Below are 15,160 nucleotides of genomic sequence, written 5' to 3'. Positions count from 1 at the left end.
CTCATGAGGCGGAGGAGTCAAGAGACTCGTCGTCCGGCCCGTGCGCGACGCGGCCTACCGGCTCCCTGCACCGCCGGCACCGGACCATCGCGTTCAAGAAGTTCCTGGCCAAGCTCGACAACGAGGCCGCCGCCGGCCTCGGCGTGCATCTGATCCTCGACAACTACACAACCCACAAGACGACCGAGGTCAAGCAATGGCCGCTGGCACACCCACGCTTCCGCTTGCACTTCACGCCCACGGGCTCGTCCCGGCTGAACCTGGTCGGACGGTGGTTCACCGAACTCACACAGAAGAAACTGAAGCGGGGCCTCCACCGCTCCGTCCAGGCTCTCTCGTTCGGATCATCTGTTGGTTGGTCTGGCTGTGCCGTTGACAGATGCGCAGTGGTCGCGGATCGAGCCGTTGATCCGCGTGTCCGGAAGCGGTTCACCAACGCGCCTCCCCGGTGAAACACTTCGCGGCCGTCCGAATGCATCACCACAACATGTCCGCTCTCAGATCCTCAAGATCCAGTGTCGCGAGCGTCCCAGATCGGGGATGAGGGTCCTGTATCCGTCAGCGGCTTTCGGTTCTTGCTTCTCCGTATTAGCCCGCCGGAGCGCAGGAAGGAGCGTCCGCGCGGGTTGGACGCCGTGTACAGGGCCGCTGCCGCGACCAGTCGGCCTGGCGGGCGTGCGACTACTTCGCAGGCACCACACGATCATCGCGGCCCGGCCACCACGAAGGCCCGGGGGAACGCATCGGACGGAACGTCACCGCCGACACGGAGCGACCAGAGCAGCTTGGCGGCGATGCACCCGGGAAAACCGTCGATCCACCACGGTTGCAGTTCCCAGCACACCAGCTCCTCTGCCGCGGGCCGGTGGAAGCGGCCGGCCACAGCAAGGACTGGCCGCAGTGTCGCTGCAGTGCTGAATCCAATGATTTCCCGGTTCTACGTATGATGACCGATGTAATGCCCGCTACGGCGTCTTAGGATCAGAGAAGTCCCCGCGGTAAACCAGAGGGACGGAAGTGGACGGCGTCAGGCCACATGTCACGAGCAGTCGCCTCAGTAAGTCTCTCTTCTCGAAGGGCTCGGGGCGCAGCCGTGACACAAGGCCCACCCGTTCCGTCCCACCACCAAAAGAGGACGGAAGAATGTGCACACGACTGCCCTCAACCGGGCGTATCGCCTCCATCTGGCAATCGCACCACTCGCGCTGCCGCTTGCAGCATCCGGGACACAGTGTCACCATCGGCCGCGCACGCGGAGTCGGCCGATCTGCACCCCATAGCGCCACGGAGCGATCCATCCCTTGCGATCACCCGCTATTAGTCCTGAGCCCCTGGCTTCGAAGGCCGATTCGTAGTCATGCTCACGCCTCGTGAAAGCGCAGGTCATGGGACAGCTCAGGGCCGATTGCAGGGATCTTCGTCAAGATCCGCAACATTGGCTACGACAGTTGTGGCGAAGATGGCACTGGACAGCATTATGGGAGGCATAGGCAGGCGAGACGGACACCAGGTGAATCCCGGCCTTGAGTGGTTGCGTCCAGGCTCCGTCCCGAAGAACGACGTGTAGAAGACGGTTTCGCGAGGCCGAGCGATACGGCACCGACTTCTGGGACGTCAATCGGGCAGGAGGGCCGGGTCGCCCGGCGCTCCCCCACATGATCTCGTGCAGTGGCACATCATTGGCGACGATCCCTCGACAAACCTGCGGGCTGTCATGGAAAGCTGTTCAGCCTGCCAGACCTCCAAGGAGAAACCCGAAGTGGCCGAGCTCTTCTACGACGACGACACTGACCTTTCCGTCATCCAGAACCGCAAGGTCGCGGTCATCGGCTACGGCAGCCAGGGCCACGCCCACGCGCTATCGCTGCGCGACTCGGGTGTCGACGTGTGCGTAGGCCTTCCCGGGAGCTCCAAGTCGCGTCCCAAGGCCGAGGAGCAGGGCCTGCGCGTGGTCACTCCGACCGAGGCGGCGGCCGAGGCCGACGTCATCGCGATCCTGGTGCCGGACCCGATCCAGGCCAAGGTCTACGAGGAGTCCATCAAGGACCACCTCAAGGACGGCGACGCGCTGTTCTTCGGCCACGGCTTCAACATCCGGTTCGGCTTCATCAAGGCCCCGGCAGGCGTGGACGTGTGCATGGTCGCCCCCAAGGGTCCGGGCCACCTGGTCCGCCGCCAGTACGAGGAGGGCCGCGGCGTGCCGTGCATCGCGGCCGTCGAGCAGGACGCGTCCGGCAAGGCCTTCGCACTAGCGCTCTCGTACGCCAAGGGCATCGGCGGCACCCGAGCCGGCGTCATCAAGACCACCTTCGCAGAAGAGACCGAGACCGACCTGTTCGGTGAGCAGGCCGTGCTCGCCGGTGGCGCCTCGGCGCTGGTCAAGGCCGGCTTCGAGACCCTGGTCGAGGCGGGCTACCAGCCGGAGATCGCGTACTTCGAGTGCCTCCACGAGCTGAAGCTGATCGTGGACCTCATGTACGAGGGCGGCCTGGAGAAGATGCGCTGGTCGGTCTCCGAGACCGCCGAGTGGGGCGACTACGTCACCGGCCCCCGCATCATCACCGACCAGACCAAGTCCGAGATGAAGAAGATTCTCACGGAAATCCAGGATGGGACCTTCGCCCTCAATTGGATGAGGGAATACCACTCAGGTCTGCCGAAGTACAACGAGTACAAGAGGGCTGATGCGAACCACAAGTTGGAGACCACCGGCAAGGAGCTTCGCAAGCTCATGGCCTGGGTCGAAGGCAGTGCATGATCTTTCGCGTGCGCACAGCCGCCTGGAGGCCAAGGCGCCGCGCCGTCGGGTGCGGGATCAATTGCCTCACACGGCACCGGGCCAAGCCACTAAGCACGACCAGCTCGCCGTCCGCTACTAAAGGCTGTCCCGTAACGCCTGTCAGGGCAGTGGGTGCAGGTCTGAGGGTATTCGTAGGTCTGTGAGGACGGCAGCGTGGTCAGACGGCCACACGCCGTCTACGGGCTCGTCGCCTACGCGGCGGATGGAGCTGACGGAGCCAAGACCTTGAGGGCCTGGTGGGCCTGTATGGATGTAATCGACGCGGACGCTGGGTTCGAATCCGGCGGCGACGAACGGGTTGGCTGCGTTCCAGGTTGCTGACGGCTGTGCCGGGTCTGCGTATTCCCACGCGTCGAGGAATACCTGGCCAGGGACGGCAGGTGCTGTCTTGTAGCCACCGAACTGTCGTACTTCGTCGGAGTCGGGAAATGCGTTGAAGTCGCCTGTGACAACGGGCGGGAAGTCGGTTCCACGGCTGTGCGCCGTGACGAACTCGGCGAGTACTTTCACCTGTTGGCAGCGCATGGCGGAGGCATCGATGGTCGATGTGAGCTGGGTGGTGAAGAACGGCACCTGGTGTGTGGGGGTGTCGATGCGTGCGTAGAGAGCCAGACGGCCGTCATCGTCGTCGTCGCGAGCCGGCAGCTCCATCCTGTCGTGCTCCGCTATGGGCCAGCGACTCAGGACGGCGTTGCCGATGTCCACCGTTGAGTCCCCGAGCCGTCTTTGCCACCGCTCCGGCGCGCGGGATGCTGCCCAGGTCCAGTGCATGTCGAGGTGGGACGCGAGCCACTCCGCAAGGTTCTCCCCGCCAGAGGCCCACACCTCCTGAAGGCCGATGACATCGGGCTGGAGATCTCTCAAAACCGTGAGGATGGCCTTCCGCCGTTCCTCCCAGGGGCCAAAACGCCACCACACGTTCCATGTCAGCACGCGCACCACTGCCACCCCTCTATCCGGTTCGCATGAGCATCCTGGACCATGTTGGACGTTGGCTATCCGGTGAGGGCGAGGTTGTGCAGGCGGGCGATGCCGAGCATGGCGTGGTGGACGCCGTCGCCCTTGAGACGGCAGTCGCGCAGGATCTTCCAGGTCTTCATACGGGCGAAGGTGTGCTCCACGCGTGCACGAACGCGTTTGTGTGAGCGGTTGTGTTGCTCTTTCCAAGCTGGGAGTTCGGTCTGGTTGGTCTGGCGGCGGTGCGGGATGACCAGGCCAGTGCCCTGGTAGCCGCCGTCGGCGATCGTGATGGTGTTGCCGACAGCGGCCTTGGCACCGGATTCTTCCCAGCCCTTCGAGTCGTGCCGGTTGCCCGGCAGGGGCCGGGAAACCACGACGACCAGACGGCTGTCGGCGTCGATGACGACCTGGTGGGCGGTAGAGTAGCGATAGTTCTTCGACTGCTCGGCGATTGTGTGGTCGCGGGTGGGCACCAGAGTCCCGTCCACGATGAGCACAGTGTCCTTGCGGAACCGCTCGCGCGTCCGGAGCGCGAGGTGCGGCCCGAGATGGTTGATGACCCGGTCGGCCGCGGACTTGGAGATGCCGAACAGCGGAGCCAGCTGACGCAACGTCAAGTTCGTGCGCCAGTAGGCCGTGACCAGCAGAATTCGATCTTCGAGCGACAGACCCCACGGCCGCCCTCGTCGATCTTTGCTCGCGGTCTCGCGACGTACAGCGGTCACCAACTGGCGAAGCATCGCGGGCTCAGCCCGGTGAACGGACCTATCCAGGACGGCACCGACGCCGTGATCACACCAGCCACACCAAGATCATCTCACCCGTGACCAGCTGTTACGGGACAACCTTTAAGCTTGGCGTTTATGCAGCTTTGCTGTTTGTGATCGCTGCCGCGAGGTACGGTTTGCTCTGTGCCCGACGGGCTGCTGGCGTGCGCGGTGCTTGTTCTTCATGCCGGTTTGTCGGCCGGGGCCTGCGGTACTGGGTTTCGGTGCGTCGGCCGGCTGTGGGGTCTTTCCGTGGAGGCGGCGAAATCCTCGGCGGACACGTGCGGGTGTGAGGCGCCCCTTGCGTGCGGGCCGTTCCCAGGGTTTGTGGAGTCCTCTGCGAGGGTCCGGGCGAGGCGGAGTTGGGTGTGGACGGCGATGACGAGCCAGGTCCAGCGGTCGGCGGCGGCTGGCTCGCGGAGTTTGGGAGCGGTCCACCCCAACGTCTGCTTCATCATTCTGAAGGTGCGTTCCAGGTCGAATCTGCGCAGGAATGCCTGCCAGAGCCGGTCCACATCCCCGGCAGTGGCGCCGGTGAGCGACCACCACAGCCACACTGGCCTGGGGCTGCGGTCGCCACGGAGGTGGTCGACCTGAAGACGGATGACGGTGCCTTCGATGACCGGCAGCTGTCCTTCGGGGTAGTCGGCCCAGGCCGAGCGCCGGACCAGCAGCGGGTGCAGACGGTCCCAGGCGGTGGCGACGGCCTTGCCGTAGTGGGTGGTGTCGGTCGTCGTAGTGATGGATGGGACAGGCTGGGTGGCCGGATCCTCGAACTTGAACTCCGCCCCGCGCTTGGGCTTGCGCCCGCGCTTGCCCGCTGGCTGTGGCGGGGTACAGGACGCGGTCTGAACGCATCCGGCCCAGCAGCTCAACGGGCAGGTCCGCGAGCGTGACCATGTAGGACACGGTGTAACACCGTGTCCTATGTGGTCAGTTGGCAGTTGTGCTGGTCATGGGGAGCGGGTAATGGGGATGGATCGTGCTGGATGGTCTGTGGGAGATCGCCAAGCCTTGTCTACCGCCGGCGCGGGTGCGGCCGCAGGGCGGCGGGGTGGCCAACATCGATGACGAGGCGGTGTTCGCTGCGATCGTCTACGTGTTGGTCAGCGGCTGCGTCTGGCGGGCTCTGCCGCCGTGTTTCGGCGCTTCGAAGTCGACAGTGTACCGCCGGTTCCTGATCTGGTCCCGGGCCGGCGTCTGGGGCCGGCTGCACCACAAGGTCCTGGAGATACTCGCCGACCGGGGGCTGGTCGGCCTGTCCCGGGCCGTGCTCGACTCTGCCCACGTCTGGGCGGCAAAGGGGGTGAACTTGCAGGTCCGTCGCCGATGGACCGGGGCAGGCCGGGTTCCACGATGCACGTCCTGTCGGACGCGAACGGCCTGCCCCTGGTCGTCGGTGTCTGTGCCGCCAATGTCCACGACAGCCTCGGACTGAAGCCGATGGTCGCCCATTTCCACATAGGACACGAACTCCACGGCGGCCATTCCCAGCCCAAGCGGCTGCACGCCGGCACAGCCTATGACCTCTCTGGCTTGCGGCAATGGCTGTGCAGCCGGCACATCGGCGTCCGCATCGCCCGTATGGGCATCGAGTCCAGCGATCGACTGGGCCGTCGCAGATGGGTCATCGAACGCACCATCTCCTGGCTCACCGGCTACCGCCGCCTGTCACCCCGCTACGAGCGCCATCCCCGCAACTACCTGGCCTTTCTCGGACTCGCCGCAGCCCTGTGCTGCTACAAGCGCCTCCTCAAACTGACCATGTAGGACACGGTGTAAGTTACCGGTTTTGAGGTTAATGGCGGACGTCCTGGACTGATTGTTCGCTCCGGTCCTCCGCCCATAGTGTCGAGAATGTGCCCTCGCGGTCAGTGCGTCGGTACCCATGGGTGCCGAAGAAGTCGCGCTGGGCTTGGATCAGGGCGGCGGGGGACCGGCTTGTGCGGAGTGCGTCGTAGTAAGACAGCGCTGTCGCCAGGGCGGGTACTGGCAGGCCGTTTCGGGCCGCCGTGGCTACGACCGTGCGCCAGTCGTGCTGAGCCTCGTCCAGCTCCCGGTTGAATTGGGTGTGGTGGAGCAATCCGGGAAGGTCCGGAGCCTTGAGGTATGCGGCACTGATCCGGTCCAGGAACGGAGCTCGCAGGATCGAGCCGGATCTCCACACGGAGGCTACCGCGGCAGGGTCGATGTCCCAGCCGTGAGCGGTGGCGGCGGCACGGAGGAGCTGCCAGCCCTGCGCGTAGACGGTGACCTTGGATGCGTAAAGCGCGTGCTCAATGCAGGAAACGAATGCGTCGGGGTCTGGCACGGAAAGAAGTGGACCTGGCTCACGGTCGCACGGTATGTGGAGTTCACGGTGGCACGAGAGAGTGCGGGCGAAGACGGCCACGGCGATTCCAGGTACTGGCACGCCGAGTTCGAGCGCGGTCTGTACGGTCCACCGGCCCGTGTCTTTCTGCTCTGCGCGGTCGGCGACGACGTCGATGAAGGCTTGCCCTGTCGCCGTATCAGTGTGACCGAGGATTTCGGAAGTGATCTCCATGAGGTGGGCAGCCAGCCGGCTTTGGTTCCATTCACGGAACGTGTGGGCGATCCGCGCCGGTGCCTGGTTCGCGACCCTGCGGAGCAGGCCGTAGGCTTCAGCGATCAGTTGCATATCGGCGTACTGGAGCCCATTGTGTACGGTCTTCACGAAGTGTCCGGCGCCGGAGCCGCGCAAGCGTGCGACGGTGGGCATGCTGTTGGGGGTCCGTGCCGCGAGGTCGTGCAGCAGGGAGCCGAGTGTGTTGTACGCGTCGTCTGAGCCGTCGGCTGTGATGCTCAGGCCGTGTAGCGCGTCCTCGGTGCCCCCGCACATGCCGGCGCCGATGAAGTGGACTCCGCGAGCGCGGAGCATGGCTTCGCGTCGGCGTGTGTCCTCGAAGTGTGAGTTGCCGCCATCGACGATCAGGTCTCCGGGGGCGAGTAGCGTGGCCATTTCACTGATGACTGCGTCGGTGGGGCTGCCGGCTTCGACGACGATAAGGACGCGTCGTGGCGGCTTCAACGCGGCGACGAGTCTTCGGGGCGTATCGGCGATAAGGAAGCGGCCTTCGCCTCCGTACTTTCGCACTATCGAACGGGCTGTTTCGGCCGTCCTGTTGTGGACGACAACGGTGTAGCCCGAGCGGGCGAGTTGACGGGCGAGGTTGTGTCCCATGGCGCCCAGCCCCATGACGCCGACCTGTTCGGTTGGCCGGATTGATGGGGTCACGTGGTGGGCTCGATCGGGAACTGATCGCGCAGATCCGGATCCTCCAGGGCGAGGTGTAGCTCCTGCGCGGCGACGGAAGGGACAGTCTGGTAGGCGTCGACGGTGAACTGGCGCGCGTAGTACTGGTCGATGGCAATCTCTTTCGCGATCCACTCCGCCATGCCCACCTCGTCGCTGGGAAGCTCAGTCAGCAGGCGTTCGTAGATTCGTCGATGATAGGCGATGGCATGTGTTCCAAGGAGGCCTCGTGCCTCGGCGAGGTGAGTGCAGCCTTCGGTGAACACGCTCGGCTGACGCACCTTTTCGTATCCGCCGAGGTACACGACACTCCATGTCCGTCCGATAAGTCCCCGTAGACTGCGGCGCAGGACCCATTCAGCACCCCGTAAGAACACAGCGTCGTCCTCGAAGACCAGCACATTCTCCATTCCATCGTCGTAGGCGATCTGAATGGCCTGCCGGTGGGAGAGTGCGCAACCGATGTGATAATTGCCGGGTACCGCAACGGCGGGGATACGCCGAACCTTCCCGTCGAGGCCGAGAGCGGCGAAGCGTTGCCTCATACGCTCCCAACGGGCTGTGTCGCTGTCCAAGTTGATACACATGATGCCGTCGAATACTGAAAGCAGGGAGGGGTGTCTTGGCTTGCGAGGAGCGGACACCTGCCATGTCTCCTTACTATCGGCGGCGACGTCATCCGTAGCAGTCAGCCGGATCCCGACCCGTTCCTCACGCAAGTGAGGATCGACGAAGGATGCGACCAGGTCATATTCGCCCTGAAGGTCGGGCAGGCTCACGCTCAGAGAGTTCTCCCCCGGATGAGACATGCCTTTCGCCAAATAGCCGACATCCTGTCCACCTCGACGCAAAAACACATAGAGGTCGTTGCCAGATACCGCTTTCGCAAGCTGCTTCCACTCAAGAAGAACCTTTCCTCCGGGCACGGCAAGACTCCCGGGGACAGGAGCCAAGATCTCGATGACACGCTCTTGCCTGGTTGTCACACGAAGCTCCTCGGGGAATGTCGCGTCAACACCTCAACAACGCAACGGGACTCCACGGGGCTTGGCCCCGGATGTTGGACACCAAAGACACTCAAGCCTTATGGTTCAGGTGGACAGGAATTCTGTACTGATGATGGGGTAACATTGCAGATCCCTTGACCGCTTGCAGGCTGAGTGAGATCCAGGGCAAGCGGCCAGGGACTCTGCCTACCGTTTCACCCCCTGCACTTCATCTAAAGGCTTTTCCGTAAGTCGATTGAGGCTGCAGTAGGGCCTTATGTCCTTGGACATCTATGTCATTCTGTCCGGTTTTCGGTCGCCACTTGGGGGTCTCGAACCGGAACAAGCAGAGCACATCCAGGCCTTGCGTGGAGTTACGGGATAGCCTTTAGCCAGCTCACCTGCCCATCAAAGCGAAGGGCGAGAGAGCTTAAGCTAAGGCAGGGTGAGGATGATTACGACTGATCCCGTGGCGGTGTGGATGCTCCCTCCGGCCAGGCAGGCAGTGTCGTCTGAGGCAAGGGCAACAGCCAGGGTGTGGACGGTTCCCTCAGCATAGTGGCCGCTGGTGACAGTCCAGGTTGAGTGGCAGATCGGATGCCCTTCGACGCGTTCAGCCGACTGCGAGATGAGGGAGATCGAGCTGGTGGTGCCATCTGACCAGGTAAGGGTCCCTTCGGATTGAGGATTTTCGACCGGCCCTGTGCAGCTTTCTGTGCTGGAGCCCGACAGGTGGGCCGCCTGTAGCTGGACACTGGGGGGGAGATCTGTAGGGATCGCAGGTGCGAATACGATATCGCTGGTGATGCGGTGTTCGCGAGTACGCCGAGTGATGGGAGGGATGTACTCATCGGTGTACACTCCCGCACCGGCAAGGACATGCGTGGCCATGTGATGCTCCTTTTCTGGAGAGGATCGCAAAGCGATGAATGCAACGGAAACCCGTGCCGCAAGACAGGGCGAGCCAACTAAGAAATCGACCTTGATGCGATACCCGAAAATGCAACCGCAAATAACGGCGACCTACCGCTCCATCCACCACTGCCGCGAGTGGTCACGGAATTTAATTTGAGCTTCAGGCAAGGCCGAGCGACTGTCAATAGGTCATGTTATTTGCAATATGAGTATATTAATTCGCAAGTCGATCAATCTCGACCGTGACGGTCCGCCGACGGAGTCGGTGAACCGGTTTCCGTTTCTGTGGGGTGCCAGAGGGGAGCCGGTCGCCGAACCGGATCTTGAACTGGTTTATGGCGCGGGTCCAGCCGAGGGTCTTGGTGCCGCGGATGCGGCCGGTGGGGATCTTTTCGTCGCCGTCGATGTGGCGGCCCTCGATGTTGCGGATGCCGGGTAGAGCTTCTTCAGCGCGGCGTCGTCGGAGAGAAAGCGGCCGGTGGTATTGGCGAGTGTGCGCAGGTTGTGGTTCATCGACTCGATCGCGTTGGTGGTGTAGATGACGCGGTGGATGTCCTGGTCGAAGTCGAGGAAGGGGATGAACTGTGCCCAGGCGTTCTCGAACACGTTGACCAGGCCGGGGCGCTGCCGGTCCCAGTCCTCACGGACGGCTTCGGGGGCGGCGGTCTCGTCGACGGCGGTCGTCCATGAAGAGGAGACGCTCAAGGGCGCGAAGCCATGGCCCACCGCACGCCATGCACGGCTTGCGGCGTTCCGCTGGCCAGCCGCTACAACACCCGCCGCCGGCACTGCCGCCCGGACAACGCTCCCCGATCAGCTACGAGAACGCGTTCTTCGCACCCACAACTACACTTTCCCAAGCCGCATACCCCCGTATCCAACACCCAGGGTCAGAGCCCGAGCTCGTGTTGTCGAGAGGGCTGACGGTCCTTGATCCCTGCGGTATCCAGGTGGGATGCGGTATCCCCAAGAGGGCGGGCTGAGCGCCGAATGCCTGCTGTTTCGTGAGCAGTTACGGCTTGAGGCCGCCAAGCGATTCCAGCGCGGCGAGAACTGGAGGCGAACTGGTCAGCGCGGGTGTCAGGTTGAACGTGTGTGCGCACGAACGCCAGGCTGCAGCCTGGCGGACTTTACAGCCGCCCTGCGAGCATCACTACATCCACCCCCGAGACTCAGGAGCGCTCCGCATGCCCGATTCTCCCGACATTGATGTTCTCATCGTCGGCAGTGGCCCGGTCGGGTCGACCTTTGCCCGGGTGATCGCTGACGAATTGCCATGGACCCGCATTCTCATGGTTGATGCTGGTCCACAGATCTCTCATCCGCCGGGGAGTCACGTCAACAACATCCCGGACCAGGCTGAGCGGGCGGCAGCCCAGGCGGCTTCGCAGGGTCCCCACCCATTCCCCTACCCAGTGCTTAGCATGGCTCGGCGGCTTGGCCTCGGAGTGGCGGGAGGCGTACCAGATCCGCTGCTGGCAGGCACCCACAGGGTCGCCGATCCTGCTCAGTCCTCGCTCGTGGAGGGAATGGCGGGGGCCGCGATGTCCACCAACGTCGGCGGAATGGGAGCCCACTGGGCCTGCGGCTGCCCCCGCCCGGGCGACGGCGAGCGCATCGTCTTCATCGATCCACCGATGTGGGAGCTGGCGCTCACCCGCGCCGAGCAACTCCTACACGTCACCCGGAATGCCTTCGACGACTCTCATTTCGTCACCCGGGTTACGCGCCTGGTGGGCAACTACCTGAATGCGGGGAGGCCCCCGGAGCGCCGTGTACAGCCCACGCCGCTCGCCCTCAGTGTCGGACAGGACGGGGCGGTGCGCTGGTGCGGCCCTGACATGATCCTCGGCGACCTGGTGCAGCCAGCTACCCCCACCTCATTCGAGCTGCGCGCCCAGACCCTGTGCCGTCGGGTGCTCATGGACGGATCCACTGCCCGGGGCGCCGAACTGGAGCATCTTCCTACCGGACGGCGGCGCACGGTGACAGCCCGGGCGGTCGTCGTCGCAGCCGACAGTCTGCGGACCCCACAGCTGCTGTACACCTCTGGTGTGAGGCCGCAGGCTCTCGGCCGCCATCTCAATGATCACCCGATGGTCATCACCGCTGTGCGCCTGCACCCCGGCCTCGCGGCCGAGCTTGGCTCAACGACCGCCGGCACCAGTGCGCAGGACAGTGCACTGGTGCCCTTGGTGTGGGTGCCCTACAGCGACACCCACCCTTTCAGCGGCCAGATCATGTACATCGGCCAGATCCCGGCAACTGCTACAGGCACCAGCCAGAAGCCGCCGGGAGAATTCGCCGGCCTGTCCTGGTCATGCCCCAAACAACTGCGTGCCGAGGACCGCATCACTTTCAGCGACAGCCGACGTGACGCCCTGGGCATGCCAGCCATGCAACTGCACTACGGCCTGAGCAACGCGGACCAGACCACCATCGCTGTCGCCAAGAAAGAGGCCTCCCATGTAGCGGCGCTCCTCGGCACTCCAATCAGCACTGATCTTCCCGCCCTGCTGCCCGCGGGCAGTTCCCTGCACTACCAGGGGACTGTTCGGATGGGTGCCACTGACGACAACACCACAGTCTGCGACAGCTCTTCACGAGTGTGGGGCACCACCAACCTCTACGTCGGGGGCAACGGTGTAATCCCCACCACCACCGCATGCAACCCGACGCTCACCTCCGTTGCCCTGGCAGTACTCGCCGCCCGCGCTCTTGTCCGCCGCCACCTACACCGTGAGGTTCCCCCGCTGTGCGGCAGTTGCTGATCAGGACGTTAGGGGGCGTATTTGGTTGTGATCAATTTGCGGGATTGGTCCTCGCGGCTGGGCCTGATCCAGTAGTTCGTCTTGTACGACGCTGATGCAACTGACGGATGGGCGGGGGAGTTCACCGGTCCGTACCTGCCGATCGGCGAGTACGGGCCGTACCCGGAACGGCTGCGGCAGCAGTTCGAGGGTGCGATGTGGCGGTTTCGGACGGGCGGGCAGTGGCGGGAGATACCGCAGGAGTTCGGCGCCTGGCCGACCGTCCACAACCGCTTCCGCCAGTGGCGTGATGCAGGTGTCTTCGAAGCCCTGCTGGCGGGTCTGATCGCGGAAGCCGCCGAACGGGGCGGGGTGGACTTGCCCCTGGTCAGAGTGGACTCCACCACCGTGCGAGCCCACCATGACGCTGCCGGGATGCACCTCGGCCCGGACGTCATCACCGCCCTGGGCAAGGCGGCCGCCGAGGAGGAGAAGGCCCGGCAAAAGGTGCCTGATTCGAAAATCGACCATTCACGCAAATCAGACCGCTTCCGTTGATGGGAGGGACACTTGATAGGAGCCGCCGACTCAAGCGCTCGGCCTGAATTCCGAAGCGGGCTGGAAGGCGTTGCCGATAGGCTGATCGGATGTTCACAGTGCGTCGCGCCGACCAGTACGACGGGGATATCCTCGGCGAGATCCACGCCGCAGCCTGGGAGGCGGCTTATGCCCCCTTCTTCGACCCGGAGTTCGCCGCACGTGAGGTCCAGAGCAGGCGAACACGATGGCACGAAAGGATCGCACAGGGCACACGGACGATCCTGCTAGCCGAACACGACAGTCGTCCTTTGGCACTGTCCGCCTTCGGCCCATCCTCGACCCGGCCGGGTCTTGCCGAGATCCTCACCTTTTTCAGTCACCCCCACAGCTGGGGCAGCGGCGTCTCCGCCGCACTGATGACCGAGACACTGCGCTACCTGCCCAACGACGGGTTCGCCAAGGTACACCTGTGGACACTGCGCGATACCCCACAGTCCCGCCGCTTCTACACCAAGTGCGGCTTCACCGAGCGCGGCACCGCACGCTCCCACGACTTTGGCGATGGGCACCATCTTGAACAGGTCGAATACGAGCGAGTGTGCTGATACGCCCAGAGAGACTCTCGCCGTCTCCCGGCCCGCTGAAGTACTCAGACACAGCTCACCTCAGCCCGCGGGACTGGTGGGCTCGCATGTTGAGGTGTCGCGTATTCCAGCTCGGGTCACCATGATTGGTCACTTTGGGTGATGAGGGCAGTGTCCAGGTCGGGCCTGGAGTAGGTATGTTCATCCGGTGGCGCGATCGAAGCGCTTCGGGAGGGGGAGAGTGCCGGTGGACGTCGTCGCGATCATGGAAGCACTGGCTGAACAGGGCGTAACGGTGCTGTTCAAGGCCGACGCCGAGCGGATGGCAGAGAGGCGCAATCCTTGGACCTTCGTCGCCAGTGGGGCCCCGTTGCGCGAGGACGTCCTTGTGCGAACCGATGCCGCGTCGGTGGAGCAATGTCTCGCAGCGTGCTTGCCCCGACTGCGTGAGCTGGGCTTTTCGTTCCCTGAGTGAGGGAGCGTCGTCGTAGTTCACCGTGTGTGGTCGCCGGGCGCGTATCGGCTCCAGGTTCCGTCGGCTTCGGTGACGAGGCGGGTGGTGGTCTTGTCGTGGTAGCCGAGTGTCTTTGCGATGACGGGGGCCGGGGCTTGGAGGACGAGTTGTCGGATTGCGGAGGTCCTGCCGCGCTGCGGAGGGACGCCGATCTTATGCAGGTGGACTTGAAGGCTGACCGGGTCCATTGGCTGTCCGGGTTGGCGCCCAGGAAAGAGCCATCGTGAGCTCCTGCTGCTGGCGTAAGGAAGCTGCTGGCAGGACGGACGAGGGACACCGCGTGCTCCGGGCACGAGTGCGACCAGGGCGGCGAGGTGACCTGGAGCGCTGAATGGCAGTGCCACGTCTGCGGCGCCTCAGGCGTGACCCAGTTCGACGACGACACCACGACGTTCTCCGGTCGCGAGTGCGAGGACGAGGTCCTGGAGATGGATGGAGCTACGGCATGAGCGGCAGCACGGTCAGTGTGCTGAGCGGCGTGGATGAGTTCGAGCATGAGCACCGGGTGGAGTGATGCTCGAGCTCTGGCGCGAGGTGAGGGCCGTGCCGCTTGTTCCGTCAGTCCGTGTTCGGCGGGCGGTCGGAGCGAGGGGCGCGGTCATCTCTGGTTCTCGGTCGGCCGAATGCGTCGGATCGTGGTCCGTGTAGGGGACAGAACCAATGGCGCAGGGCGGCTCCGAGGATGTCAATGCCGGGGCTATCGTTGAGGGACCATGCCTTGCGTATGTGGGTGATGAGGGTGCGCGCGCTGTAGGGGGAGATGCTCAGTTCGAGGCGCGCCTCCGCGAGTGTTGGCGAGGGCTTGTTCGCCGCGCCGGTCGAGTCCGGGGGCGGTGAAGATTTCCAGCAGGGTGAGGGTGAAGTAGCTGTAGGCGGCGGCTTCGTCGATGAGCTGGCGGGCGTTGTCGGTGATGTCGCCGTGGCTCGGCTGGGTACCGGGAGGTTGGTGTGCGAAGTGCTCGAGGGCGTGCAGCAGCGGCCCGTCGGAGCAGACACACTGTGAGATCTTGAGGTGTCCGCAGAGTGTGTGGAAGTCGCTGAGGATGCCGCTGGTGTTTTGTGTCCATTGC

The 15,160-nt window shown here is 64.1% G+C and carries 11 protein-coding genes and 5 pseudogenes; 8 read left to right on the top strand and 8 right to left on the bottom strand.

The features are described 5' to 3' along the window. Together JK363_RS40320 and ilvC are read left to right on the top strand one after the other, a co-directional pair. A pseudogene (locus JK363_RS40320) lies at nt 1-338 on the top strand (transposase); the annotation flags it as partial. Nucleotides 339-1,759: 1,421 nt separating this feature from the next. Continuing rightward, nucleotides 1,760-2,758, top strand: coding sequence for a ketol-acid reductoisomerase (ilvC, locus tag JK363_RS40315; protein WP_307822082.1), 999 nt, complete (start codon nt 1,760-1,762; stop codon nt 2,756-2,758). A gap of 141 nt (nt 2,759-2,899) precedes the next feature. Here the strand turns inward: ilvC and JK363_RS40310 are convergent, their stop codons facing one another. The 3 genes and pseudogenes from JK363_RS40310 to JK363_RS40300 all read right to left on the bottom strand — a co-directional run bounded on the left by JK363_RS40310 (nt 2,900) and on the right by JK363_RS40300 (nt 5,402). Then, a complete protein-coding gene (locus JK363_RS40310) occupies nt 2,900-3,739 on the bottom strand; it encodes an endonuclease/exonuclease/phosphatase family protein (protein ID WP_201883307.1) in 840 nt (279 codons plus the stop codon). 56 nt (nt 3,740-3,795) lie between these two features. Beyond that, a pseudogene (locus JK363_RS40305) lies at nt 3,796-4,565 on the bottom strand (transposase). A 144-nt stretch (nt 4,566-4,709) separates the two neighbouring features. Further along, nucleotides 4,710-5,402, bottom strand: coding sequence for a hypothetical protein (locus tag JK363_RS40300; RefSeq protein ID WP_201883306.1), 693 nt, complete (start codon nt 5,400-5,402; stop codon nt 4,710-4,712). Between the two features lie 104 nt (nt 5,403-5,506). Between JK363_RS40300 and JK363_RS40295 the strand changes: the two genes are divergently transcribed. Next, a protein-coding gene (locus JK363_RS40295; protein WP_307822083.1) for an IS5 family transposase occupies nt 5,507-6,297 on the top strand; the annotation gives its coding sequence in 2 pieces (ribosomal slippage) (nt 5,507-5,825 and nt 5,825-6,297; 792 coding nt in all). Between the two features lie 28 nt (nt 6,298-6,325). Here the strand turns inward: JK363_RS40295 and gnd are convergent. The 4 genes and pseudogenes from gnd to JK363_RS40275 all read right to left on the bottom strand — a co-directional run. Then, nucleotides 6,326-7,783, bottom strand: coding sequence for an NADP-dependent phosphogluconate dehydrogenase (gene gnd / locus JK363_RS40290; protein WP_372444951.1), 1,458 nt, complete (start codon nt 7,781-7,783; stop codon nt 6,326-6,328). Continuing rightward, the gene (locus tag JK363_RS40285) at nt 7,780-8,787 is read right to left on the bottom strand and encodes a glycosyltransferase family 25 protein (RefSeq protein WP_201883305.1); all 1,008 of its coding nucleotides are present in this window, start codon (nt 8,785-8,787) and stop codon (nt 7,780-7,782) included. The genes gnd and JK363_RS40285 overlap by 4 nt, the downstream gene beginning before the upstream one ends. A 435-nt stretch (nt 8,788-9,222) precedes the next feature. Continuing rightward, nucleotides 9,223-9,678: a hypothetical protein gene (locus JK363_RS40280; protein WP_201883304.1), complete on the bottom strand. Its 456-nt coding sequence runs from the start codon at nt 9,676-9,678 to the stop codon at nt 9,223-9,225. A gap of 322 nt (nt 9,679-10,000) precedes the next feature. Beyond that, nucleotides 10,001-10,383: pseudogene (locus JK363_RS40275) on the bottom strand (transposase); the annotation flags it as partial. A gap of 506 nt (nt 10,384-10,889) precedes the next feature. Between JK363_RS40275 and JK363_RS40270 the strand changes: the two are divergent. From JK363_RS40270 to JK363_RS44090, 5 genes and pseudogenes are all read left to right on the top strand, one after another. Next, nucleotides 10,890-12,473, top strand: coding sequence for a GMC oxidoreductase (locus tag JK363_RS40270; protein ID WP_201883302.1), 1,584 nt, complete (start codon nt 10,890-10,892; stop codon nt 12,471-12,473). An 81-nt stretch (nt 12,474-12,554) separates the two neighbouring features. Then, nucleotides 12,555-12,959 (top strand): annotated as a pseudogene (locus tag JK363_RS40265) (transposase); the annotation flags it as partial. 140 nt (nt 12,960-13,099) lie between these two features. Next, the gene (locus tag JK363_RS40260; RefSeq protein ID WP_201883300.1) at nt 13,100-13,597 is read left to right on the top strand and encodes a GNAT family N-acetyltransferase; all 498 of its coding nucleotides are present in this window, start codon (nt 13,100-13,102) and stop codon (nt 13,595-13,597) included. A gap of 226 nt (nt 13,598-13,823) precedes the next feature. Beyond that, nucleotides 13,824-14,051, top strand: coding sequence for a hypothetical protein (locus JK363_RS40255; protein ID WP_201883299.1), 228 nt, complete (start codon nt 13,824-13,826; stop codon nt 14,049-14,051). A 353-nt stretch (nt 14,052-14,404) separates the two neighbouring features. Then, on the top strand, nt 14,405-14,539 hold the full coding sequence (locus JK363_RS44090; RefSeq protein WP_268981172.1) for a hypothetical protein: 135 nt from the start codon (nt 14,405-14,407) through the stop codon (nt 14,537-14,539). A gap of 248 nt (nt 14,540-14,787) precedes the next feature. Here JK363_RS44090 and JK363_RS40250 read toward each other — a convergent pair. Next, a pseudogene (locus JK363_RS40250) lies at nt 14,788-15,160 on the bottom strand (hypothetical protein); the annotation flags it as partial.

It is taken from the genome of Streptomyces coffeae (assembly GCF_016741875.1).
Lineage (GTDB): Bacteria > Actinomycetota > Actinomycetes > Streptomycetales > Streptomycetaceae > Streptomyces > Streptomyces coffeae.
The sequence above is the reverse complement of the archived record's forward strand: the minus strand, read 5'-3'. Positions and strand labels throughout refer to the sequence as shown.